Annotated in this window: 23 protein-coding genes; 15 read left to right on the top strand and 8 right to left on the bottom strand. The window is 70.6% G+C overall.

The annotated features are described in order from the left end of the window. Positions 1–24: 24 nt before the first annotated feature. The 3 genes from OG698_RS07145 to OG698_RS07135 form a co-directional block, all read right to left on the bottom strand. Positions 25–408, bottom strand: a complete 384-nt coding sequence (locus OG698_RS07145) for a transposase (RefSeq protein ID WP_406102121.1) — start codon at positions 406–408, stop codon at positions 25–27. A 601-nt stretch (positions 409–1009) separates the two neighbouring features. Further along, positions 1010–2446 (bottom strand): M16 family metallopeptidase, encoded by a 1437-nt coding sequence (locus OG698_RS07140; RefSeq protein WP_406102120.1) that lies wholly within the window; start codon positions 2444–2446, stop codon positions 1010–1012. A 3-nt stretch (positions 2447–2449) separates the two neighbouring features. Next, a complete protein-coding gene (locus tag OG698_RS07135) occupies positions 2450–3763 on the bottom strand; it encodes a M16 family metallopeptidase (protein WP_406102119.1) in 1314 nt (437 codons plus the stop codon). A gap of 193 nt (positions 3764–3956) precedes the next feature. Between OG698_RS07135 and lxmK the strand changes: the two genes are divergently transcribed. The 5 genes from lxmK (at position 3957) to OG698_RS07110 (ending at position 7369) form a co-directional block, all read left to right on the top strand. Continuing rightward, a complete protein-coding gene (lxmK, locus tag OG698_RS07130; protein ID WP_406102118.1) occupies positions 3957–5093 on the top strand; it encodes a class V lanthionine synthetase subunit LxmK in 1137 nt (378 codons plus the stop codon). After that, positions 5090–6070 carry a T3SS effector HopA1 family protein gene (locus OG698_RS07125; protein ID WP_406102117.1) on the top strand — a complete coding sequence of 327 codons (981 nt, stop codon included), beginning with the start codon at positions 5090–5092 and terminating at the stop codon, positions 6068–6070. The genes lxmK and OG698_RS07125 overlap by 4 nt, the downstream gene beginning before the upstream one ends. Positions 6071–6088: 18 nt before the next feature. After that, a complete protein-coding gene (locus OG698_RS07120) occupies positions 6089–6424 on the top strand; it encodes a transposase (protein ID WP_406102116.1) in 336 nt (111 codons plus the stop codon). A 270-nt stretch (positions 6425–6694) separates the two neighbouring features. Beyond that, entirely contained in the window at positions 6695–6883 is a 189-nt protein-coding gene (locus tag OG698_RS07115) for an LxmA leader domain family RiPP (protein WP_406102115.1), read from the top strand. Between the two features lie 285 nt (positions 6884–7168). After that, a complete protein-coding gene (locus OG698_RS07110; RefSeq protein WP_406102114.1) occupies positions 7169–7369 on the top strand; it encodes an LxmA leader domain family RiPP in 201 nt (66 codons plus the stop codon). Between the two features lie 71 nt (positions 7370–7440). On the opposite strand, the gene OG698_RS07105 is transcribed toward OG698_RS07110, so the two are convergent. From OG698_RS07105 to OG698_RS07095, 3 genes are all read right to left on the bottom strand, one after another. Beyond that, complete coding sequence (locus OG698_RS07105) at positions 7441–7794, bottom strand: transcriptional regulator (protein WP_406102113.1); 354 nt, start codon at positions 7792–7794, stop codon at positions 7441–7443. Next, positions 7791–8261: a hypothetical protein gene (locus OG698_RS07100; RefSeq protein WP_406102112.1), complete on the bottom strand. Its 471-nt coding sequence runs from the start codon at positions 8259–8261 to the stop codon at positions 7791–7793. Before OG698_RS07100 ends, OG698_RS07105 begins: the two co-directional genes overlap by 4 nt. A 201-nt stretch (positions 8262–8462) precedes the next feature. Continuing rightward, positions 8463–8783 carry a hypothetical protein gene (locus OG698_RS07095; protein ID WP_399979192.1) on the bottom strand — a complete coding sequence of 107 codons (321 nt, stop codon included), beginning with the start codon at positions 8781–8783 and terminating at the stop codon, positions 8463–8465. A 520-nt stretch (positions 8784–9303) separates the two neighbouring features. Here OG698_RS07095 and OG698_RS07090 point away from each other — a divergent pair. The 5 genes from OG698_RS07090 to OG698_RS07070 all read left to right on the top strand — a co-directional run bounded on the left by OG698_RS07090 (position 9304) and on the right by OG698_RS07070 (position 13494). Then, the gene (locus OG698_RS07090; protein WP_406102111.1) at positions 9304–11076 is read left to right on the top strand and encodes an ABC transporter ATP-binding protein; all 1773 of its coding nucleotides are present in this window, start codon (positions 9304–9306) and stop codon (positions 11074–11076) included. A gap of 440 nt (positions 11077–11516) precedes the next feature. Continuing rightward, complete coding sequence (gene panD / locus OG698_RS07085; RefSeq protein ID WP_406102110.1) at positions 11517–11945, top strand: aspartate 1-decarboxylase; 429 nt, start codon at positions 11517–11519, stop codon at positions 11943–11945. Positions 11946–11975: 30 nt separating this feature from the next. Further along, entirely contained in the window at positions 11976–12332 is a 357-nt protein-coding gene (locus tag OG698_RS07080) for a GNAT family N-acetyltransferase (protein WP_406102108.1), read from the top strand. Between the two features lie 4 nt (positions 12333–12336). Further along, positions 12337–12987, top strand: a complete 651-nt coding sequence (locus OG698_RS07075; protein WP_406102106.1) for an aspartate/glutamate racemase family protein — start codon at positions 12337–12339, stop codon at positions 12985–12987. A 48-nt stretch (positions 12988–13035) separates the two neighbouring features. Beyond that, positions 13036–13494 (top strand): nitroreductase family deazaflavin-dependent oxidoreductase, encoded by a 459-nt coding sequence (locus tag OG698_RS07070; RefSeq protein ID WP_406102104.1) that lies wholly within the window; start codon positions 13036–13038, stop codon positions 13492–13494. Positions 13495–13828: 334 nt separating this feature from the next. On the opposite strand, the gene gndA is transcribed toward OG698_RS07070, so the two are convergent. After that, entirely contained in the window at positions 13829–15268 is a 1440-nt protein-coding gene (gene gndA / locus OG698_RS07065) for an NADP-dependent phosphogluconate dehydrogenase (protein ID WP_406102103.1), read from the bottom strand. A 146-nt stretch (positions 15269–15414) separates the two neighbouring features. Between gndA and OG698_RS07060 the strand changes: the two genes are divergently transcribed. Further along, positions 15415–16386, top strand: a complete 972-nt coding sequence (locus OG698_RS07060; protein WP_406102102.1) for an acetylxylan esterase — start codon at positions 15415–15417, stop codon at positions 16384–16386. A gap of 131 nt (positions 16387–16517) precedes the next feature. Next, positions 16518–17729: a transglycosylase family protein gene (locus tag OG698_RS07055; RefSeq protein ID WP_406102101.1), complete on the top strand. Its 1212-nt coding sequence runs from the start codon at positions 16518–16520 to the stop codon at positions 17727–17729. Here OG698_RS07055 and OG698_RS07050 read toward each other — a convergent pair. Further along, a complete protein-coding gene (locus tag OG698_RS07050) occupies positions 17719–18753 on the bottom strand; it encodes a DMT family transporter (RefSeq protein WP_406102100.1) in 1035 nt (344 codons plus the stop codon). The two genes, OG698_RS07055 and OG698_RS07050, sit on opposite strands and share 11 nt — an antisense overlap. Positions 18754–18974: 221 nt before the next feature. Here OG698_RS07050 and OG698_RS07045 point away from each other — a divergent pair, with 221 nt between their 5' ends. The 3 genes from OG698_RS07045 to glgC all read left to right on the top strand — a co-directional run bounded on the left by OG698_RS07045 (position 18975) and on the right by glgC (position 22222). Further along, entirely contained in the window at positions 18975–19706 is a 732-nt protein-coding gene (locus tag OG698_RS07045; RefSeq protein WP_406102098.1) for a (2Fe-2S)-binding protein, read from the top strand. Positions 19707–19753: 47 nt separating this feature from the next. Then, positions 19754–20935, top strand: coding sequence for a glycogen synthase (gene glgA, locus OG698_RS07040; protein WP_406102097.1), 1182 nt, complete (start codon positions 19754–19756; stop codon positions 20933–20935). Positions 20936–21001: 66 nt separating this feature from the next. Further along, complete coding sequence (glgC, locus tag OG698_RS07035) at positions 21002–22222, top strand: glucose-1-phosphate adenylyltransferase (protein ID WP_406102096.1); 1221 nt, start codon at positions 21002–21004, stop codon at positions 22220–22222. The last annotated feature ends 140 nt before the right edge of the window (positions 22223–22362 follow it).

Below are 22362 nucleotides of genomic sequence, written 5' to 3'. Positions count from 1 at the left end.
GGGCCGGCCGGGCGGGGATGTGGTTCATCTTCCAGCGCGTGTAGGTGCGCCGAGGGATTCCCAGGATCTGGCAGTACCTCGAGACGTTGATCCTGGCGTCCTCCCTGATGGCCTCGAGGTCTGAAAAGGGACCGTGCGGTACTCACCCGATTTACGCCGTACGCGCAGCTGGACGTAGGCTTCTCCGAGTGCGGTCTTCAGTTCCGTGATCTCGGAAAGGAGATCACGTTCTCGCTGGGCATTGCGGGACATTCCTCCTTCGAGGCCGACGCGTCCGCCGTCGAGAAACTGTCGTTTCCAGTTTCCGATGGACTGCTCGGATACGCCCGCGCGGCGGGCGGCCTCGGCGATCGTCCGGGATCCTGACAACACCTCGAGGACGATCTTCAGTTTTTCCGCAGCTGGCATTACCGGAGGGCGTGACATCGCCTCTCGTCTCCAATTCATAACGCGCGGGGCGCTATGGGGTGCGCGTCCCGCGGTAGATCTGGCGGGGTTTCAGGTGGAGCGGCGGTCATTCCGTTCCGTCGGCCTGTCCCCGCGTGAATTGCAGCGCCTGTGCGTCAAGGTCCAGGCCGGCGGCCTGAAGACCTGACTCAAACAGGGCTGTGGCAGTTCACGAAGATGTGTGGGAATCCGAATGCCTGCGACGGACGGTGTCCGTCCGGGCGCATGCCGATCTGACTTCTGGTGGCTCCATTTGTTTCCCCCTGGGAAAGACGGGTCAGGTCTTTCTTGTGAACTCGCGTCTGTCCTGCCGATTTGCGGCAGTGGTGAGGCGTCGCGACCGGGCTGTGAAAGATTGTCCGCAGTCCGGTGAATGTCTTGCGATAAAAAGATCATATCCCTGGCTCATTGTGTAGGACAACAAACTTGGGCCGTATTTGAGGTTGCGTATTGCGGACATATCGGAACGTAGCGCATGTGATGTCCGTCGTAGACGGGTGGCTGGAAACGGCCGGCCCACCGGAGCTGGGCGTTTACCGGCCGGCCGCCCGGCCGCAACCGGTCACGCCTCCGCCGCACCATCCGCGACCTCGGCGTCCGCGATCTCGACTCCGCCGACCGCGCGCAGCCCGGAAGCCAGACGGCCCGCGTCCCCGACGATGACGCCGCTGAACGCGTCGGGATCGAAGAACTCCCGGGCCACCTGGGCGACTTGGTCGCGGGTGACGCCCCGCAGCAGGTCGGGGAAGGCCGTCACCCGCTCCGGCTCGTGCCCCAGGCACACCGCGGTGGCCACACTGCCGGCGAAACCGGCCTGGGACGCCAGGGTGAGCATCGTCATGCCGACGGTGTACTCGCGCGCCGCGTCCACCTCCGCCGCCGACGGCGTCACGGTCGCCAGGCGCCCCAGCTCGGCCCGGATCTCCTGGTAGGCCGTCGCCGTCGCCTGCGTGGCGGTGTCGGCGTCGGCGGTGAGCATGAGGCGGTCCAAGTGGTCCTCGAACCCCGCCTCCGCACGGTAAGCCAGCCCCTTGTCCTCCCGGATGTTGGTCACCAGCCGGGAGGAGAAATACCCCCCGAACACCAACGTGGCCAGACTCAAGGCCGCAAAGCGGTCATCGGTGCGTGCGACCGCCGGTCGCACGAGCTTGATCTGCGACTGCACCGCGTCGGCCCGTGGCACCAAAGCGACGCGCCCGGCGCGCAGCGGTGGCAGCGGCAAGGGCGCCGGCAACGGCCTGCCCGCGCCCCAGGAGCTGGTGGCCGCGGCCACGGACTCCACCGCCCCCTCCGGATCGAGATCCCCCACCATCACCAGCACCGTGTCCCGCGGGCGCAGCCGCTCGTGGTGCAGGGCCGACACCGCCGCGCCGGTGACCGCGGCGACCGGTGCGGGAAAGGGCACCTCCTGCAGCGCGGGCAGTTCGCCGTAGCAGTGCGCCACCAGGGCCTCCTGCGCGACCACCTGCGGTTGCGCGCGGATCAACGCGATCTGCCGCACCATCCGCTCGCGTACCGGCTCGATCTCCGCCTCGTCCGCGCTCCCCTCGGTGACCGCGTCGGCCAGCGCGCCCACCAGTGTGTCGAGCGCGTGGCCGGGCGCGGACCCCGACACCTGCAGCCACCGCGAGGAGCGGTGGGCGGCCAGCGTGACGCCGTGCCGGGCCATTTCGGCGTTCCGGCCCGCCCCCTTGCCGCGCCCGCGTCGGAACAGGACGGTGGCCAGGACTTCGGCCGTGGCCGCGTGCGCGAAGGTGGCGCCGGCGAAGGGCACCGACATCCGCAGTTCGACCATCGGGGTGGAGGGCTGCCGGGCCGCGATCACCCGCAGGCCGTTGGGCAGCACGGTGTCGGCCATCGGTGGCAGGCGGAGGCCGCGGCGGGCCTCCAGCGGCGGCAGCGCGCGCGCTCCGGCCGCGGTGCGGCCGATCTCCGCGGCGCTGCGATGGGCACGGGCGGGCTCCCCGGCGGGGGAGGGGACCAACGAGGTGGCGGTCACGAGTCAGCTTCCTGACGGGATGGGGTGGAGGGACGGTGACGCGGCGGGGTGCAGACTCAGCACGGCGCGCGCGTCCGGCCGCAGGGACGCGGCGGCCTGCGCCAGGTCCCGCGCGCTCACGCGGGCGAGCCGGCCGGGCAGTTCACCGACGAGCTCGGCCTTGCCGAAGAGCACCTCCTGCGCCCCCAGGGCGCGGGTACGAGCCAGCAGCATGTCGTACTTGCGGTGCGTTCCCACGCTGCTGAGGGCCGTGGCCCGCGCCAGCTCCTCCTCGGTGGGGCCGTGCGTCGCCAGCGCCGCGAGCTCCTGGTCCAGCACCTCCAGCAACTGGTCCGTCGCGGTTTCCCGCGGATGCGTCGCCACGCACAGGAACGTCTCGGGATTCCGGGCCTCCAGCGCGCCGAACAGCCCGCAGCCGGTGCTCACATCGGTCACCAGGGGCGAGGGGCCGTGGATCATCCGCCGCCGGAGCCTCGACGACTCGCCCGCACCGGTGAGCACCACGCACAGCACCATGTGCGCCAGGTAGGCGTCCAGGTCGCTGTTCGGATCCGGCATGCGGTAGCCGACCGCGGTGGCCGGCATCGGCGCGTGCGGGTCGGCGTGGTCGCCCCGCAGTTCGCGCTCGGGTGCCCGCTCGCTCAGGTCGACCGGAACCGGCGGGCGCCGTACGGGGACGTCGTGGAAGTGCCGGTGGACCAGCTCGGCCGCCCGGCCCGGGTCGATGTCGCCCGCGACGGTCAGCACCGCGTTGCCCGGCGCGTAGTAGCGGTCGAAGAACGCGGCGCATTCCTCGACCGTGGCCTGTTCCAGGTCGGTGAAATCGCCGTAGCCGTTGTGTGCGTTGGGATAGGTGCTGAAGAGCAGTCCGGGCAGCACGGTCCAGGGAAAGCCGCCGTAGGGTTTGTTCATGACGTTGAGGCGGATCTCCTCCTTGACCACGTTCACCTGGGTCCGCAGGTTGTCCTCCGTGAGTTTCGGGGCACGCATCCGGTCGGCTTCCAGGAAGAGAACGCGCTCCAGTGCGGCGGACGGAACCACCTGGTAGAAATCCGTGTAGTCCTGGTGCGTCGATCCATTGGCGGTACCGCCGGCCGCCTGCACATGACCGAAGTGCTCGGTCCTGGCCACGCTCTCGCTGCCCTGGAACATCAGATGCTCGAAGAGATGGGCGAAGCCGGAACGCCCGCGGGGCTCGGACCGGAAACCGACGTCGTAATGCACGCTGACGCCCACCGCCGGAACGCCGGATATCGAGTACAGGACGACCCGCAGGCCGTTGGGCAGCGTGAAACGGTGCAGGTTCGCAGGGGGCATGGCCGGTACCTTAGGGGACCGGGGCGATGCCAAGAAGGCCGCAGATAACCGGTTACTTTGGTCCGGAAAGCCCCGCCCGCACCGCTGCTGACGGTGCGTCTCCCCGGTGTCCCGGTCCGCCCCCACCCAAGAATGACGCGATAGTGAGCCATCTGTTGTCGGCGCCCGCGGACGCTTCCTACGCTCCATGATCGTGACTACAGATCAAGAATCGAAGTCCCTCCCGACCCGCGTCCGCTTCGATCCGGTCCACCTGGACAAGGCTCCCGAAGTGGAGGCGTTCCTCGGCCGGCTCGGACTGGGTTCCTTCGACGCGGACACCGTCGTCGCCCACATCGGCCGCAACGACAACTGGGCCGGCACCACCACCACCGGCGCCAAGGTCTTCGTCAAGCGGGTTGGCGGCGGCGACCCGGCCGACGTCCTGCGGCGCTACCACCGCATCCTGGCCTTCGAAATGGTCGCGTCACGCCTGAGCGGCAGCGAACTGCGGGGTCCTGAACTCCTCGGCTCCGACGAGGAACACCGTCTGGTGGCCTTCACACGTCTGGACGACGCACAGTCGGGTTTCGAGCTCTCGACCGACGACGCCTTCGACGATGCCCTGTGCCGCCGGGCCGGCCGCATCCTCGGCATCCTGCACACGCTGCCGCTCGAACCCGGCACCTTGGACGACGACCCCCACCCGTCCCCGTCGATGGACCACTTCGACGCTCTGTCGCTGCCCGTCTTCATCCACTCGGCCTTCGCCGAGATCGAATCGTGGTCCCTGCTCCAGCCGGACGCCGAGCTGGCCGCCGCCCTGCACGAGCTGCGCCGCCGCGAAACCGCCGCGCCCCAGGTGCCCACGCACGGCGACATCCGCCTCGACCAGTACCTCCTGGCCGCCGACGACCTCTACCTGACCGACTGGGAGGAACTGCGCTCCGGCGACGCCGCCCGCGACATCGGCGGATTCGCCGGCGAGTGGCTCTACCGGGTGATCCAGGGCATCCCGAAGTCCATCAGCGAGGACCCCGGCCACACCTTCGGCCGCGAAGCGACGCACGAGGACATCCTTGCCCACGGCGCGCGCGAGATCGACCGCCTGCGCCCGCGCATCGAAGCCTTCTGGGCGGGGTACCGCGAGACGCGCTCCACCCTGGACGACGGCTTCACCACCCGTGTCGCCGCCTTCACCGGCTGGCACATGATCGACCGCATGCTCGCCGGCGCCAAGTTCGGCACCCGGCTGTCGGCCGGCGACCGCGCGGCCGCCGGCATCGGACGGACCGTCCTGCTGGCCCCGCAGAACTTCACCTCCGTACTCGGTCTGGAAGGCACCTCATGATGACCGCCCTGGGCCTCATCGCCCCTGTGATCTCGACAGCACTGGCCAGGACCGAGGTCGCCGCAGGCGGCCTGACCGCCGCCGTCGGCGAGAAGGAACTGGACGCCGAGACCCCCGGCGCCCTCGCCAAGCAGCTCGGTGACCTCTTCTACCAGGACCTGCACGCCGGGATGGAGGACCAGGACGACACCGCCCGGCAGCGCAGCCTGCGCGACGACGCGTTCGACCAGCAGCTCTTCGCCGCGATGCCGCACCGCACCAGCCTCGTCCCGGCCACCGTGCTCGGCGACGGCTCCCGGCCGGACACCGTGATCGTCCAACTCGACGGCCTGCGCGTCCAGGTCTCACGCGACAGCATCACCGACCACCGGCCGGACGCCGCTTCCGCGCAGGTCACCCTGCGCATCCCTGCACCGCGCCCCTCTCTGTCGACCGGGTTCTTCCTGACCGACGGCTCCCGCGGACGCGTCGGCGGCTCCCCGATGCTGCGCCTGTACTTCCACCTGACCCACGCCGAGGCGGCACCCGAGGCCTGGGGCACGGTGCTGTCCCGACTGGAGGTGCTGCGGCTGCGTTACCGGGCCAAGGTCACCTCGTCGCTGAAGCACTTCCCGCGCCGTGACGCGCTGGTGGTGTACCTCGGCTCTGACGCCTGGCACGCGGCCGCCGACATCACCGCGTCCGTCCGGGGCCTGCCCGGACTGGGCGACGCCACCTCGCCGTTCGTCCACCGGATCGCCGACGGAGTGGGCGCAGCCTGGGAGCCGGACGACCCGCGTTCGGGCAAGGGCAGACTCAGCTTCGGGGAACATCGCTGCCAGGTACTGGCCGAGGCACTGGTGCGACATGCCGTGCGAGCCGACGGCGGTTCCCGTGAGGCCCTCATCGCCGAGGCGTACCTCAACGCCGGCGTGGACCCGCTCATGCCCGCCCGGAATCTCGACTCTCCCGTACTGCCGGGAATCGGCCTGGCATGACCACGGGTCGGTGAGCCGATGAACCACACCCCGCACCCCGTCCCGCCCGCGCTGACGGCCGAGGACAAGGCCGGCATCGTCCTGAGCGTGCTGTCCGGCCGCGAGACCGTCGCGGAAGCCGCCGGGCGGCACGCCCACCTCTCCGAACGGTCCCTGCTGGACTGGCGTGATGCGTTCGTCGAAGGCGGGCTGCGCGAACTCCAGGGGAGCGCGGCCCACCGGCCGCCGCCGCGCGAAAGCCTTCTCGAGGCCGAGGCGGCCGAGCTGAAGAGCGCACTGGGCGAGGTCTGCCTCGAACTGAACGTGTGGCAGGCCCTCAGGACCTACCCGCGGCGCCGTCCGGAGCCCGGATGACCGCCGTCCGCACACCCCGGTCCGAAAACCCCCACTCCGCGGTGGGGGTTTTCGCGTTCCCGGTGGGGTTTCCCTGGATGGGCCGTCCCCAATTTTGAAAAGGTGGAAGTGTGAGCCAATTCCTGTGGGTCGGGCGGGAATTTCGCAGGTCGCGTGGATCCTGGCAAAGTCTCCGATAATTTTCTCGTAGCGCGGACGACGGAATGTGCGGTCGAATGGGTTCAGAGCGGTAAAGCCCCCGCTCCACACCTCACTCATCGAAGGAACGTCATGAACACCGCAGACCAGCTCCTGACCGGCTACACCGCCTACACCAACGCCCAGGAGTTCGGCGCCAGCGCGGAGGCCGAGGCCCCGGCGACGACGCCCACCGTCACCGTTTCCTCGCCCGAGTGCGTCTACTTCTCCCTCGGTGCCTCCGCGGGCAGCATCGCCAGCACCAAGGCGTGGGGCTGCTGACCCAGCATCACCGATTGACCAAGTGGGTGTCCGCCGTAACAGGCGGACGCCCACTTCTGCGTTGTGCGAAACCGGGTGATCTGCCGCCGGGGAGGCGCGGACCCAACTTTCCCGCCGCGATATGTGCGCAACGAGATTGGGTTCCGCTTCGGAAAGCGCAGGTCACGGAGCCGTCATTGCCAAATAAGCATAAGATTTCCGTGGTCGCGCCACCGGGAATATGGTCGAATGGATCTCGGGCAGGAAAGATCCGGCCCATCTCGTTGGATTCAGTGAAGGAATTTCATGAACACCGCAGACCAGCTCCTCGCCGGCTACACCGCCTACACCGACGCCGAGGAGTTCGGCGCCAGCGCCTCGGCCGACGCCCCCGCCACCACCCCGAGCGTCCTCAGCTTCATCGGTGGTTCCAGCGGCGGCTGTGGCGCGGCTGTCAGCGCCATCTCCGGTGCCGGTGTCTCCGCCACGGCGCACTGGGGCTGCTGAACCACCTGCCTGCTCGCAGGCAGTGCACCACCGCTGGGCGCCTGTGTCCCTTCAGGCGCCCAGCGGCATTTCTATGTCCGTTCCCCGTCGGCACCATCGGCGCCCTGCGCCTCGGCTCCGGCCCGGCGGGCGGCTCCGGCCAGCGCCTCCAGGGCGGCCAGGTGCGCGGTGAGCGCCTGGCGGCCGGTCAGGGTGAGAGCGACCCAGGTGCGGGGCCGCTTGCCGAAGTAGCCCTTGCGGACGCTCACGTAGCCGGCCTTCTCCAGCGCGGCGACCGTCTTGCTCAGTACGGAATCGCTGACCCCGCAGTAGTCCCGCACCGTGCTGAACTCGGCCTCGGCGCAACTGGAGAGGAACGCGGCCACCGTCAGCCGGGTGGGGTGGTGGATCTCCTTGTCCAGGCCGGGCGGGCCCGCGTCGGTCACGACGCCTCCCGGGCACCGGCGCGCCCGCGGGCGGCCTGCAGCCAGGACAGCGCGCCGGCCACGATGCCGAATCCGGTGAACGCTCCGGCCGTACCGAAGAGGAGGGCCCCCGCCAGGCCCGCGGCGAAGGGGATCAAGGGCAGGACCCACGCGCCCCACGCGGTCCCGCGCTCGCGCCGGGCGAACCACGGTGCGACTCCGGAGGCGTGCTGCACCCTCCAGGTCACCACGAGGAAGGCGACCGCGCAGAGCAGTGCGGCTGCGAGGATCCAGCCCTCCCACCGGGACCATGCCCGCGCCAGGCCGAAGCCGCTCATGGCCGCGGCGAGCAGCAGGCCGTGGGTGGCGGGATACCAGGCCGGCACCGACCGCGCCGACTGCCGTGCCGCGTTCTCGGCGGCCCGCGCGGTGCGCAGCGCCGAGGCGGCGGACTCGGCACTGGGCCGCATTGCTCCTGAGTTGTTCATGGGTGCTCCGGCTTCCGTACGACGGGTGCGCTTACAGATGCCAGACTGGCATCTACTTTCCAGTGTGGCAAGTAATTTCCGTCTCGGCGTGTCCGGGCATGCGAGAGCCCCGCCGGGAACGGATCCCGGCGGGGCTCTCGTCAGCGCAAGTGCGCGGGTGAACGCCGACCCTGAGCACGCGTCACCCGCGACAGGCGGACGTCACGCCTGCTGGGCGAGCTTCGCCTCCCGCGCCAGCTCCGTGGCGGCCACCAGGCTCAGCCCCGGCAGTTCCTGGCGCAGGGCCCGTATCGCCGCGACCTCGTGGGCGACGGGGTCCACGCCGTCGCGCTCCAGGATCCCCCGGGCCCACCGCACCCGCGGCTCCCCGCCCCGCTCCGCCAGCTCGTCCAGGATCCGCGCGGCCCGGCGCAGCCCGGGAGCCTCGTCCGCGGGAGCGTCCGACAGGGCCTGGTGCACCGCGTCCCGCGCGTCGCCGAGATCGCTGAGCGCAATCAGGTGCACTTCCTTCTTGCTGAACATTCCCGTTCCTTCTCTCTCGCCGGCCGTCCGCGATCGCCGCCCGGACAAATGCCGGACGGATGAACTCCCGGCCACGCTACAGGCTGCCCCGGGCGCACCCTGCGCCGCGCAGAGGAATCCCTTCTTCGGCACCAACTTTGCGGCGCCGCCATCTGCGCCAAACTATTGGAGGGCCGACGGAGTACGGCAGTTGGCCCCGGCGGACCAAGGATAGGAGTTACTTTGCCGCGCGAGCGTGTGGTGGACTGAATCAGGCTCGAGCGCGAACTACGGAAACGCGTCCTCGTCATGACACCGCAGAGGAATTCGTGCATCACGAGAACGGCCTCCGGCCGCATACAGCACCGTTCTGGAAGGACGGTGCCCTACTCGCGGCCGCCACTGTTTCCGGTATCTCGGTCATGGCAGTGAAAGCGCCCCTCCCGCTGTCTCTGGTTCTCCGTCATATGTCCGGGACGGCGAACTCCAGGGCACCGCACCGCTGAACACGATCTCTTCTCACACGAGGTGGAAAAAGCGCATGTCAGTCGCCCGCGACAAAACCGCCCCCGGCCTGAGACTGGGCGCCGACCTCATCAGCGGCGCCCGCCTCCCATTGACCGTCGCAGCCCTGCTGGCGCTGATATCCGCTGCCGCGACACTGGTCGTGCCTCTGATGGTCAGAGACCTCGTCGAAGCCCTTTCCGGCACCGGCGGGCTCGTCCGGCCGGTCACGTTGATGACCGCCGTCGCTCTCGCCGGCGCCCTGGCCGCCACCGTCTCGGGTTACCTGCTCGCCCGGGTCGGCGAGAAGATGATCCTGCGCCTGCGCTCCCGCGTCATGGAGCACACCATGCGCCTTCCGCTGCGCGAAGTGCGTACGCAGGGCCCCGGCAACCTCGTCGCACGCGTCACCTCCGACGCCATGATGCTCCGCTCCGTCATCGACGTCGGGGCGATCCAACTGCCGCTGTCCGTCATCACCGTGATAGCCACCCTGATCGTCATGAGCATCCTGGACTGGGTCCTCGTGCTGATCACCGTGGGGTCCTTCGCGCTGGCGGGCGCTGTCATCGGCCTGGTCATCGTCCGGGTGCGCCGCAGCATCAACGCCCAGCAGACCGCCTTGGGCGAACTCGCCCAGCGCTTCACCGCCACGCTCGCGTCCCTGCCCACGATCAAGGCCTACCGCGCGGAGGCCCGCACCACCCAGGGCCTGGCCCAGGACGCCTCCGACCTGACCGACTCCACGCTCCACAGCGCCCGCCTGCAGTCCCTCATCGGCCCGGTGATGGGCCTGGGGCAGCAGATCGCCCTGGTCAGCATCATCCTCGGCGGCGGTGCCCGCATGGCCTCGGGCGACCTGACCATGCCGGACTTCATCGCCTTCCTCCTCTTCCTGCTCCAACTCGTCGCCCCGGTTGCTGTCGTCGCCTCCAGCATCAGCCAACTCCAGGCCGGCCTCGCCGCACGCTCACGCTTCGACGACCTGCTCTCCCTGCCGCAGGAGGCCGCCGGCACGGCCACCACCAGCCCGGTCCCCGTTCAGGGCGCCCCCGGCGTCGAGTTCGCCGACGTGGCCTTCGCCCACGACGGCGAACCCATCCTGAAAGACCTGACCTTCTCCGCCCCCCGACGCGGTCTCACCGCCCTCGTCGGGCACTCCGGCGCCGGTAAGTCCACCGTCCTGACTCTGGTCGAGCGCTTCATGCACCCCGACCAGGGCACGATCCGCGTCCTGGGCCACGACGTGGACGGCTGGCCGCTGGACGACCTGCGACGCCGGGTGGCCTACGTCGACCAGACCTTCACCCTGCTCGAAGGCACCGTCCGCGACAACCTGCTGCTCGGCAGCGACACCCTCCTCGGCGACGACGCCCTGCTGGACGCCCTCGATGCCGTGGCCCTGCGCGACGAGGTCCTGCGGCTCCCGAACGGCCTCGGCACCGTCCTCGGACGCGCCACCGACCTCTCCGGCGGCCAGCGCCAGCGCCTCGCCCTGGCCCGCGCCCTCCTCACCGACGCCGACGTGGTCCTGCTGGACGAACCGACGTCGCAACTGGACAGCATCAACGAGCAGCGGCTGCGCGATCTGGTCACCCGACTCGCCCAGGACCGAGCCGTGGTGGTCGTCGCCCACCGGCTCTCCACCGTCCAGCACGCCGACCACGTCCTCGTCATGGAGTCGGGCCGCGCTCTGGACGCCGGAACGCACCCGGAACTGCTCGCACGCTGCCCGCAGTACCAGGACCTGGTCCGCAACCAGCAGTGGTCGGCGGAAGCACACACCGTCCCGCAGGGCGTCCCCGCCTAGTGCGACGAGCAGTCCATGGTCGTGATCCACGATGTACCGATGAACGCCTGGGACCGCGCCCTGGGCGTGGCGGAGAGGGCCAAGTGACACGGAAGCGCTCGGTCGTGTGGTGGGGGAAGCGCACGGGTCGGCCCTGGTCCCTTGGTTCACCGCCGCTGACGCTGGTAAGTAACTTGCTCTGAGCCCCTCGACTGGCCTGATGACCCATCAGGGAAGTCGGCATCCAATCAGCCTCAGACCGAGACGGCTTTCCGTACGTGCCCCTGGCCGACGGCTTTGTGACAGCTTGAATGGCGCAAATCGCGCAGGCGAGAAGCCTGCTCGCCGTGGCGCACGATGTTCTATGAGGTCTTCGAGTCGAAGGCGGCGTGCCGAGGTACAGTGACGAAAGCCCTTGACCTGCAGAAAGCAGGCAGGGAGCCGTCTTCCAGGAGTCCAAAGTGCTGCGTACTCTGTTCAAGTCCAAGATCCACCGCGCCACCGTCACCCAGGCCGACCTGCACTACGTCGGATCCGTCACCATCGACCGCGATCTCCTCGATGCCGCGGACCTGCTGCCCGGCGAGCTGGTCCACATCGTCGACATCGACAACGGCGCCCGCCTGGAGACGTACGTCATCGAGGGGGAGCGGGGGAGCGGTGTCATCGGGATCAACGGGGCCGCGGCCCACCTCGTGCATCCCGGGGACCTCGTGATCATCATCAGTTACGCTCAGGTCGACGACGCCGAGGCGCGCGCGCTGCGGCCCCGGGTCGTGCACGTGGACCGGGAGAACCGGATCGTGGCCCTGGGCGCCGACCCGTCCGAGCCGGTTCCCGGCGGGGACACGGAGCGCAGCCCTCAGGCGGTGGCGGCCACCAGCGGCTGACCGTCCCGCCGCAGACGCGAGGAGACCCCCATGAGCGACATCGAGATCCACGACGAACGCGACAGGGGCCTCCTCGTGGCCCGCGCGGCGGGAGAGCCCGACGGGCCCACCCTCGGGTACATCCAGTACTTCGTCCTCGACGCGCCCGAGAGGGCCCTCGTGCCGGTGCACACCGTCGTGGGGCCCGAGCACGAGGGCCGGGGCATCGCGGGATCACTGGCCCGCGAGCTGTACGCCATCGCCGCCCGCGAGAGCATCGCCGTCGCGCCTCTGTGCCCGTTCGTCGTGCAGTGGGCCGCGCGCCACCCGGGAGAGGCCCCCGTCGCCCCGCCCGAGCTGATCGACGCCGCGCAGCGCGCTCTCGCCGACGACCCGTCCAAGTGGTGACCACGTGAACCTCGCACTCCTGCACACCTCCCCGGTCCACGTCCCCGTCTTCGACGCCCTGCGCGACACCGACCATCCCGGTCTCGCCCTGCGTCACCTCGTGGACGAGAGCCTGCTCGAACGGGCCAGGGCCACCGGGCCCGACGCCGTCGCGGACGACGTGCGCGCGCTGCTCGAAACCGCCGTGGCCGACGGGGCGAGCGCCGTGCTCTGCACCTGCTCGACCATCGGCGGCGTCGCCGAGGCCCAGTCCGCCGCCGTCGGCGTGCCCGTCCTGCGCGTGGACCGGCCGATGGCCGCCGCCGCGGTCGAAGCCGGGCGGGCCGTCGCCGTGGTCGCCGCCCTGGAGAGCACCCTCGACCCGACTGTCGCCCTCGTCGAGGAGGAGGCCGCCCGCGCCGGCCGGCCCGTCGACGTACGCACGGTGCTGGTGGCAGGGGCCTGGGAGCGTTTCGAGGCCGGTGACCGGGACGGGTACCGGGACCTCGTGGCCGCCGCCGTGGACGCCCTCACCGATGTCGACGTCGTCGTGCTCGCCCAGGCCTCCATGGCGCCCGCAGCCGACCGGGCCACCACGACGGTCCCCGTCCTCTCCAGCCCCCGCCCCGGCCTGCGCGCTGCGGCGGGCAACACGGCCTACGCTGAGCCGAGTTGAACGCGTTGAACCGAATGCGACCGGCTTGAGCTGAACGAGGAGAGCCAGATGGCCCAGGACGAGACCGGCACCGACGTCGTGATCAGCCCCACGGGCTGGGTCGCCGAGCAGGCCCGCCTCTACGAGGAGTCCGGCGGCACCGAGGGCGCCACGATCCCCGGCCCGATGAGCGCGCCCTGTCTGCTGCTCGACTACCAGGGGCGTCACTCCGGTAAGTGGCGCCGCACGGTGCTGATCTACGACCGCGACGGCGACGACTACCTGATCGTCGCCTCGAAGGGCGGCGCCGACCAGCACCCCGAGTGGTACCTGAACCTGGAGGCCAACCCGGACGTGCGGCTACGCGTCGAGACCGAGCGGTTCGCCGCCCGCGCCGAGACCCTCTCCCCGGAGGACAAGGCCAGGGTGTGGCCCCATCTCGTGGAGATCTTCGCCCCGTACGCGGACTACCAGAAGAAGACCGAGCGGGACATTCCCGTCGTACGCCTCACCCGTATCAAGGGCTGAGCGGCGGGGGCGGTGTGTGGACACGGCGGGCGTGGGCACGCGTGCCGGGAGACAGTGGCAGGGACCGGCCGCACCCCGCCGGAGCGCGGCCGGCCTCCGACCCCTCCTGGAGGAATCGATGACGCATCCCATGCCCGACCCCGTCACCCCGCCGACACCGGGGCCCGACGTTCCCGATCCGGGGCCGTTCCCCTCCCCGATCCCGACGCCTCCGTCGCCCCGCCCGGGACCCACGCCGCAGCCCCCGCCGCCGCCGCCGTCCCCGGGCCCGCCGAACCCCGACCCGGAGCCGGCGCCGCCCGAGCCGGAGCCTTCACCCATGTAGCGGCAACGCTTACGCCGACACCTCTGACCGGTCGCCGCCCCACAGCGTGTGGAACGCGCCCTCGCGGTCCGTGCGGCGGTACGTGTGGGCGCCGAAGAAGTCCCGCTGGCCCTGCGTGAGCGCGGCCGGGAGGCGGTCGGCCCGCAGCGCGTCGTAGTACGCGAGCGCCGCCGCGAAGCCGGGCGCCGGGACGCCCTCGACCGTCGCGGCGACCAGGACGGCACGCCAGTCGTCCTGCGCCGCGCCGATCTCCTGCGCGAACGTCTTGTCCGCGAGGAGGCTCGGCAGGTCGGGCCGGGCGTCGTACGCGGCGGTGATCCGGTCGAGGAACGCGGCCCGGATGATGCAGCCGCCGCGCCAGATCGAGGCGACGGCGCCCAGGTCGATGTCCCAGCCGTACGCCTCGCTGCCCGCCGTGATCTCGTGGAAGCCCTGCGTGTACGACACGATCTTCGACGCGTACAGGGCCTGCTCGACCCGGTCGGCGAACGCCGCGGCCTCCGGCTCGCTCAGCGCGGTCGGTGTCGGGCCCGCCAGGTCCTTCGAGGCCGCGCGCAGGTCCGCGTGGCCGGACAGCGAGCGCGCGAAGACGGCCTCGGCGATGCCCGACACCGGGACGCCCAGGTCGAGCGCGATCTGCACGGTCCAGCGCCCCGTGCCCTTCTGCTCCGCTTCGTCGACGACGACGTCCACGAAGGGCTTGCCCGTCGCCGTGTCCACGTGCGACAGGACCTCGGCCGTGATCTCGATCAGATACGAGTCGAGCCGGCCGGTGTTCCACTTGCGGAAGATGTCGGCGATCTGCGCGGGGGAGTAGCCCGCCACGTCGCGCAGGAGCTGGTAGGCCTCGCCGATGAGCTGCATGTCGGCGTACTCGATGCCGTTGTGGACCATCTTCACGAAGTGGCCGGCGCCGTCCGGGCCGACGTGCGTCACGCACGGGGAGCCGTCCTTGGCCTTCGCGGAGATCTTCTCCAGCATCGGGCCGAGCGCCGCGTACGACTCCTGGCTGCCGCCCGGCATGATGCTCGGCCCGTTCAGGGCGCCCTCTTCGCCGCCGGAGACGCCCGTGCCGACGAAGTGGATGTCGCGCTCGCGCAGTTCACGCTCGCGGCGGCGGGTGTCCGCGAAGTGCGCGTTGCCGCCGTCGACGATCATGTCGCCGGGCTCCAGGAGGGGCGCGAACTCCTGGATCACCGCGTCCGTGGGGTCACCGGCCTTGACCATGATCACCAGGCGGCGCGGCCTCTCCAGCGCGGCCACGAACTCCTCCGCGGTCTCGGTGGGGACGAACTCGCCCTCGCCGCCGAACTCCGCCACGAGGTCGTGCGTGCGGGACGCGGTGCGGTTGTGCAGGGCGACCGTGTAGCCGTTCCTGGCGAAGTTCCGCGCGAGGTTGCGTCCCATGACAGCGAGCCCCGTGACACCGATCTGGGCTGAGTTGCTCATGCCTGTCGCTCCTGAAGTAGGGAGGTGATCGTTCTTGTTCATTTGTAGCGCGGTGAGGCGTACCGTGACGCTGCGACGCTCTCGTCGAGCCCTCAGGACTCGCTGCGGAGATCTCTACGGAACTCTCTACGAACAAGGAGCCGCCCGTGCCTCACTTCGATTTGCCGCTCGAGGAACTTCAGGCCTACCGGCCCACGTTGACGCGGCCCGAGGACTTCGACGCGTTCTGGGAGAAGACCCTGGCCGAGGCGCGCGAGCACGACCTCGACGCGACGTTCGTCCCGGTCGACGTGCCGCTGACCACGGTCGACGTATTCGATGTTACGTACGCCGGGTTCGGCGGGCATCCGGTCAAGGGCTGGCTCGTCCTGCCGGCGGGGACGACCGGGCCGCTGCCCGCCGTCGTCGAGTACATCGGCTACGGAGGCGGGCGCGGCCTGCCCCACACGAACCTGATGTGGGCCGCGGCCGGCTTCGCGCACTTCGTCATGGACACGCGAGGCCAGGGCTCCGGCGGCAGGGTGGGCGACACCCCCGACCCGGTCGGCAGCGGACCCGCGCACTCCGGCTTCATGACGCGCGGCATCGAGGACCCGCACGAGTACTTCTACCGGCGCGTCTTCACCGACGCCGTGCGCGCGGTCGAGGCGGCACGTTCGCACCCCCTCGTCGACACGTCGCGCGTCGCCGCGCTCGGGGGCAGCCAGGGCGGCGGCATCACGATCGCGGTCGGCGGCCTGGTGCCCGACCTCGTCGCCATCGCGCCCGACGTGCCGTTCCTGTGCCAGTTCCCCCGCGCGGCCACCCTCACCGAACGCCACCCGTACCGCGAGATAGCCCTGTATCTGAAGGCGCACATCGGCGCCGACGAGCAGGTCTTCCGCACGCTGTCGTACTTCGACGGCGTGCACTTCGCGGCCCGCGGCACCGCGCCCGCCCTCTTCTCGGTGGCGCTCGAGGACGAGACCTGCCCGCCCTCCACGGTCTTCGCGGCGTTCAACTCCTATGCCGGGCAGGACAAGACGATCAAGGTGTACACCTTCAACGACCACGAGGGCGGCGGACCCTTCCATCAGGCCGCGCAACTCGACTGGTTGCCCGTGCGGTTGCGGGGCTGATACGCGAACTACGCCTGGGGAAAGCCCTCTTGGCCCCTCTTGACTGCTCGTGTCACCCCTGTGCGGGTCTTGTCATGAGTGTGCCGGAGCGGCTAACTTGCCGCTTCTGACGTGTGTCTGAGGGGGCTTCCATGGCCGTACGCGGTCGGCATCGCCGGTATCAGCCGAACCGGATCAACCGGGCGTCGCTCACCGTCACCGCGGGCAGCGCGGGTATGGCGATCCCTCTCATCGGCGCGGGCGTGGCGCACGCGGCCGACGCGAACACCTGGAACAAGGTCGCGGCCTGCGAGTCGAGCGGCAACTGGAGCATCAACTCCGGCAACGGCTACTTCGGCGGGCTCCAGTTCACGCAGTCCACCTGGGAGGCCTACGGCGGCACCGCCTACGCCGCGCGCGCCGACCGCGCCACCAGGGGCCAGCAGATCGCCGTCGCCGAGAAGGTCCTCGACGGGCAGGGGCCCGGCGCCTGGCCGGCCTGCTCGGCCCGCGCGGGCCTCACCCGCGGCGGCGACACGCCAGGACCGCACACCGAAACCGTCCGGCAGAAACCCCAGCGGACGGTCAAGGACGTCAAGCCCGAGGTCACGCCCCAGTCGACGGCGGGCACGGCCCAGATGTACACGGTGGTCGGCGGCGACACCCTCTCCGGCATCGCCGACGCCCGCGAAGTGCCGGGCGGCTGGCGGAAGTTGTACGAGGCGAACCGCCGCACCATCGGCTCGGACCCCGACTTCATCCTGCCCGGGCAGCGCCTCGCCCTGCACCCGTCGGCGAAGCCGCGCGACCCGGCCCCCCAGCAGAAGCGCGAACGGCCGGCCCAGAAGCCGGCCCAGAAGCACGACAAGAGCGACCAGAAGCGGGAGACGGCGGCCCCCGCCAAGAAGACCGGCGCAGCCACCGCCACCCGGCCCCGGACCGAGAAGCCCGCCCCGTCACACGACGTCATCGCTCCCGTCTCCGCGAGTCTCAGCACCCCGTACCGCGCGGCGGGTTCTTCCTGGTCGAAGGGCTACCACACGGGCGTCGACTTCGCCGTGTCCACCGGCACGACCGTCAAGGCCATCGCCTCCGGCCATGTCGTCTCCGCGGGCTGGGGCGGCTCGTACGGGTACGAGGTCGTGATCCGGCACGCCGACGGCAAGTACAGCCAGTACGGCCATCTCTCGGCGCTCAGCGTGAAGGCGGGGCAGCGGGTCGTGGCCGGTCAGCGCATCGCGCGCTCCGGTTCCACGGGCAACAGCACGGGCCCGCATCTGCACTTCGAGGTGCGGACGGGGCCCGGCTTCGGTTCGGACGTCGACCCGCTGGCGTATCTGCGGGCGCACGGCGTCAGGATTTGATGCGCTCGTCGCGGGGGCTGTACCACTCGTCGTAGGGGCCGCCCTTGCCCTTGGTGCGGCCACGTGAATCGGCGTCCCGCGCGGGCGCCTCGACGCGCCGCGTCAGCGGCTCGCCGTCGGTGATCGCGCGCGGTGACCTGGTCACGGCCTGGGCGGGCATCGTCGCGACGACCGGCTCGGTGGCCGTCCTGCGTGCCCCGCTGATCCGCTCCGTCGTCAGCAGGATCAGGCCGCCCGCGGCGACGACACCGCACGCGAGGGCGAGGGCGGTGCCCGTCGTGCCGTACCGGAACGTTTCGCCGAAGAGCGTGAGACCGACTGCCGCCGCGACCACCGGGTTCACGACGGTCACTGTGGCGAGCGGAGCCGCGAGGCCCGCGCCGCGGTAGGAGGCCTGGGACAGGAGCATGCCGGACGTGGCGAGCGCCGCTATCACCAGGAAGCTCGAGAACTGGGCGAACGTCCCGTCCTCCGTCCACTCGACCGCCACGGACTTCGTGAACACGGACGCGATGCCGAACGCGACACCCGCCGCGCCCGCGAGCAGGACGCTGCGCACCACGGGGTGACGGTGCACGGCATGCGCGAGGGTCATCAGGGCGAGGACCGTGCCGGCCGTCGCGAGGGCGACCATCAGCCGCTCCGTGCCTTCGAGGGACTGCTCGGACGCCGACCCCGTGAGGGAGAGCAGACCGGCGAGACCCACAGCGGCCATGATCGCGCCACGCCAGGCGGTGGCCCCGGCCTTGCGGTGCACGAAGAGCGCCGCCATCGGCAGCGCGAACACGATCGTCAGCGCGCCGAGGGGCTGCACGAGGCTGAGCGGCCCGTACGCCAGGGCGGCCACGTGCAGGAGGGCTCCCAGACCGTTGAGCGCGACCGCGCACCACCACACCGGGCGGCGCAGCGGCGCGTAAGCGTGCTCGGGCGTGGACACCGCGACGCGTTCCTGGAGGATCGCGCCGCCCGCGTACGCCACCGCGGAGACGAGGGAGAGCAGCACAGCCAGCGTGAGTGCACTCATCGGCCGCTCCTCACTGTGCGGCGGCGCATCCCGTGGTGCGGCGAACGGTCGGTTTCCATACCTCTACGATCTCTCTTTCCGGCGCTCGCGTCGTCGTACCTGAGCACGCATTGGGTCCTACTGCCGATGGAGTACGACCCGCCCCAGGGCCTCCACCCGGTGGGGGACACGGAGTGCACCCCACCCGTGACCTGCGGACGCCTACTTGCTGTACTGAGGGCGTGACAGTCCACATCGACCTGCGCGAACTCGGTTCCCTCGGCGGCTTCTTCGCTCTGCGTGACCGAATGCAAGCGGAAAGTCACCTCACGCTGGAGCGTGTGTACCAGGGCGACGCACCCGCCCGCGACCCCCTCGAGTACCGCGTCGAGAAGGTCGCGCGAGCACTCTCCGTGCCCGAACCGCGCGTCGCGGTGTCCGTCGCCCAACTCGGCCTCGCTGCGCGCCTTTGGTCGGTGGCGCTCGGCAGCGCGGCCCTCTTCGGGCGCGTCCCCGACCTCGACCCCACGCTGCTGCACTGGAACCCCGACGCCAGTGCGCCCGACGACCTGTTCCTCGCCGGTACGGGGCAGCTCCCCGCCGACAGCGCGCACCTCGCGGAGCTCGTGCTCGACCGCCACCTGGAACCTCTGTCGGCCGCCCTGCGCGCCCGGTACCGCGTCTCGGCCCCGCTGCTGCGCGGCAACGCCGGGTCCGCGCTCGCCGGCGCCGCCCGCGAGATCAACCGCTGGGCGCGCCGCGCCGGGCGCCCCGACGTCGCCACCCGCGCCCGCCTCCTGACCACGGAACTCTTCGCGGACCCTCGCCTCGCCGCGACCGGCACCCGCACCGGCACCGCTTTCCGCCGCACGAGCTGCTGCCTCATCTACCGTGCCCCCGGCGGCGGTCTCTGCGGCGACTGCTGCTTCGAGCGGCCGCCGCAGCACTCTTCCCCACCGGCCGCTTCTGGGTGACCATGAAGGTGCGCGGCCGGGCACACTACGGACGACGGGGGTTCTGCATGAGAGTGGGGCTGCTGACCCGGGAGTACCCGCCGGACGTCTACGGCGGCGCGGGCGTCCATGTCGAGTTCCTCGCAAGGGAGTTACGCCCCCTCGTCGACCTCGACGTCCACACGTGGGGCGAGGGCGGTGCCGAGGGGCTGCGGCGCCACCGCGCGTGGCAGGCGCTCGACGGGGCGAACGACGCACTGCGCACCTTCTCCGTGGACCTGTCCATCGCCGCCGCGCTCGAAGGCCGCGAACTCGTCCACTCGCACACCTGGTACGCCAATCTGGCGGGCCACATAGGCAAGTTGCTCCACGGCATCCCACACATCGTGACCGCGCACTCGCTCGAACCCCTGCGCCCCTGGAAGGCCGAGCAACTCGGCGGCGGATACGCCCTGTCGGGCTGGGCCGAGCGCACCGCCGTCGAGGCGGCCGACGCGGTCATCGCGGTTTCGGGAGCCATGCGCCAGGACATCCTGGCCTGCTATCCGGCGATCGACCCGGCGAAGGTCCGCGTCGTCCACAACGGCATCGACTCCGCCCTCTACCGCCCCGACCCCGCCACGGACGTCCTCGCCCGCATCGGCATCGACCAGGACCGCCCGTACGTCGTCTTCGTCGGACGCATCACACGGCAGAAGGGTGTTCCCCATCTCCTCAGGGCGGCGAAGGAGTTGGACCCGTCGGCGCAGCTGATCCTGTGCGCCGGAGCGCCCGACACCCCGGCCATCGGGCGTGAATTCCGCACCCTCGTGGACGAGTTGCGCGCGCTGCGGGACGGCGTCCACTGGATTCCGCAGATGCTGCCCCGTACCGAAGTGGTCCAACTCCTCACCCACGCAAGGGCGTTCGTCTGCCCGTCGGTGTACGAACCCCTCGGCATCGTGAACCTGGAGGCGATGGCGTGCGGTACCGCCGTCGTGGCCTCCGCCGTCGGCGGCATCCCCGAGGTCGTCGCCGACGGGACGACCGGCCTCCTCGTGCCCTACGAGGAGCGCGACCCGCAGACGTTCGAGAGCGGGCTCGCGCAGGCCCTGAACCGGCTGGTGGCCGACCCCGACGAGGCGGCCCGCATGGGCGCCGCCGGCCGGGAACGCTCGGAGCGCGAGTTCGGCTGGGACACCGTGGCCCGGCGCACGGCCGACGTGTACGACGAGATCCTCAACACGACGCAGCCGGTCAAGAAGGCGTAACAGACGGGCAGGACTGAGCAGTTCCTCGAAGCGAAATAGATCCTCAAGGTGAAGCTGGGGGCTGGGATGCGCGGTGGACCTTCGGTGCTCGGGATCGTACTGGCGGGCGGGGAGGGCAAGCGCCTGCTGCCACTCACCGCCGACCGGGCGAAACCGGCGGTCACCTTCGGCGGCACGTACCGCCTCGTCGACTTCGTCCTCTCCAACCTGGTCAACGCGGACATCCTGCGTATCTGCGTCCTGACCCAGTACAAGTCGCACTCGCTCGACCGGCACGTCACGACGACCTGGCGCATGTCGAGCCTGCTCGGCAACTACGTCACGCCCGTCCCGGCCCAGCAGCGCCTCGGCCCACGCTGGTACCTCGGCAGCGCGGACGCCATCCTCCAGTCCCTGAACCTGGTCCACGACGAACAGCCCGACTACATAGCGGTGTTCGGCGCCGACCACGTCTACCGCATGGACCCGCGCCAGATGCTCCAGCAGCACATCGAGAGCGGCGCGGGCGTCACGGTCGCGGGTATCCGCGTACCCCGCGCGGACGCCTCGGCGTTCGGGATCATCACGCCGGCCGGTGACGGCACGCGCGTGGACCGCTTCCTCGAGAAGCCGGCCGACCCGCCCGGCATCCCCGGCTCCCCGCACCAGGTCTTCGCCTCCATGGGCAACTACGTCTTCACCACGAAGACCCTCATCGACGCGTTGCAGCAGGATTCCGAGACGCCCGACTCCGTTCATGACATGGGTGGTTCGATCCTGCCGATGCTCACCGAACGCGGTGTCGCCCAGCTCTACGACTTCGACGGCAACCATGTCCCCGGCGAGACGCCCCACGAGCACGGCTACTGGCGCGACGTCGGCACCCTCGACGCGTACTACGAGGCCCATCTCGACCTCCTCTCGGACAAGCCCGCCTTCAACCTCGACAACCGGCGCTGGCCCATCTACACGCACCCCGGGCAGCTGCCGCCCGCCAAGTTCTGCGCGGGTGGCATCGCGGGCCAGTCGATCGTCAGCCCGGGCTGCGTCATCCGCGGCCAGGTCACCCGCTCCGTCCTTTCTCCGGGTGTCACCGTCGAGGAGGGCGCCGTCGTCCAGGGCTCGGTCCTGCACGACAACGTGCGGATCGGCAGGGGCGCCGTGGTGCGCGGAGCCGTACTCGACAAGAACGTGGACGTCCCGCCGGGGGCGACCATCGGCGTCAACCCGGAGCGGGACGCCGAGCTGTACACGGTGTCGAAGGGCGGGGTGATCGCACTGGGGAAGGGGCGGCAGGTCGTGGTCTGACCGGTCCTGACCCCTCGTCGGCGGGTGCCCAGTGCCGTGTCTCGTTCGAAGGCTCCCGCTGTCGCGTCCCTTGACGAGTACACGCACGCGCCAGAAGAATGATCGCGCTGCGCTTTGACAACGTTGTCTAGGACTCTAGG

Source organism: Streptomyces sp. NBC_01003, from assembly GCF_045162695.1.
GTDB lineage: Bacteria > Actinomycetota > Actinomycetes > Streptomycetales > Streptomycetaceae > Streptomyces.
The sequence above is the reverse complement of the archived record's forward strand: the minus strand, read 5'-3'. Positions and strand labels throughout refer to the sequence as shown.

What these genes read in the sequence shown, in the direction of transcription:
- glgC (WP_406102096.1), top strand. Translation starts at nt 21,002, where the DNA reads ATGCGCGGTGGACCTTCGGTGCTCGGGATCGTACTGGCGGGCGGGGAG.
- OG698_RS07050 (WP_406102100.1), bottom strand. Translation starts at nt 18,753, where the DNA reads ATGAGTGCACTCACGCTGGCTGTGCTGCTCTCCCTCGTCTCCGCGGTG.
- OG698_RS07120 (WP_406102116.1), top strand. Translation starts at nt 6,089, where the DNA reads ATGAACCACACCCCGCACCCCGTCCCGCCCGCGCTGACGGCCGAGGAC.
- OG698_RS07125 (WP_406102117.1), top strand. Translation starts at nt 5,090, where the DNA reads ATGATGACCGCCCTGGGCCTCATCGCCCCTGTGATCTCGACAGCACTG.
- OG698_RS07090 (WP_406102111.1), top strand. Translation starts at nt 9,304, where the DNA reads ATGTCAGTCGCCCGCGACAAAACCGCCCCCGGCCTGAGACTGGGCGCC.
- OG698_RS07055 (WP_406102101.1), top strand. Translation starts at nt 16,518, where the DNA reads ATGGCCGTACGCGGTCGGCATCGCCGGTATCAGCCGAACCGGATCAAC.
- OG698_RS07135 (WP_406102119.1), bottom strand. Translation starts at nt 3,763, where the DNA reads ATGCCCCCTGCGAACCTGCACCGTTTCACGCTGCCCAACGGCCTGCGG.
- OG698_RS07115 (WP_406102115.1), top strand. Translation starts at nt 6,695, where the DNA reads ATGAACACCGCAGACCAGCTCCTGACCGGCTACACCGCCTACACCAAC.
- OG698_RS07145 (WP_406102121.1), bottom strand. Translation starts at nt 408, where the DNA reads ATGCCAGCTGCGGAAAAACTGAAGATCGTCCTCGAGGTGTTGTCAGGA.
- gndA (WP_406102103.1), bottom strand. Translation starts at nt 15,268, where the DNA reads ATGAGCAACTCAGCCCAGATCGGTGTCACGGGGCTCGCTGTCATGGGA.
- OG698_RS07080 (WP_406102108.1), top strand. Translation starts at nt 11,976, where the DNA reads ATGAGCGACATCGAGATCCACGACGAACGCGACAGGGGCCTCCTCGTG.
- glgA (WP_406102097.1), top strand. Translation starts at nt 19,754, where the DNA reads ATGAGAGTGGGGCTGCTGACCCGGGAGTACCCGCCGGACGTCTACGGC.
- OG698_RS07110 (WP_406102114.1), top strand. Translation starts at nt 7,169, where the DNA reads ATGAACACCGCAGACCAGCTCCTCGCCGGCTACACCGCCTACACCGAC.
- OG698_RS07095 (WP_399979192.1), bottom strand. Translation starts at nt 8,783, where the DNA reads ATGTTCAGCAAGAAGGAAGTGCACCTGATTGCGCTCAGCGATCTCGGC.
- OG698_RS07070 (WP_406102104.1), top strand. Translation starts at nt 13,036, where the DNA reads ATGGCCCAGGACGAGACCGGCACCGACGTCGTGATCAGCCCCACGGGC.
- OG698_RS07100 (WP_406102112.1), bottom strand. Translation starts at nt 8,261, where the DNA reads ATGAACAACTCAGGAGCAATGCGGCCCAGTGCCGAGTCCGCCGCCTCG.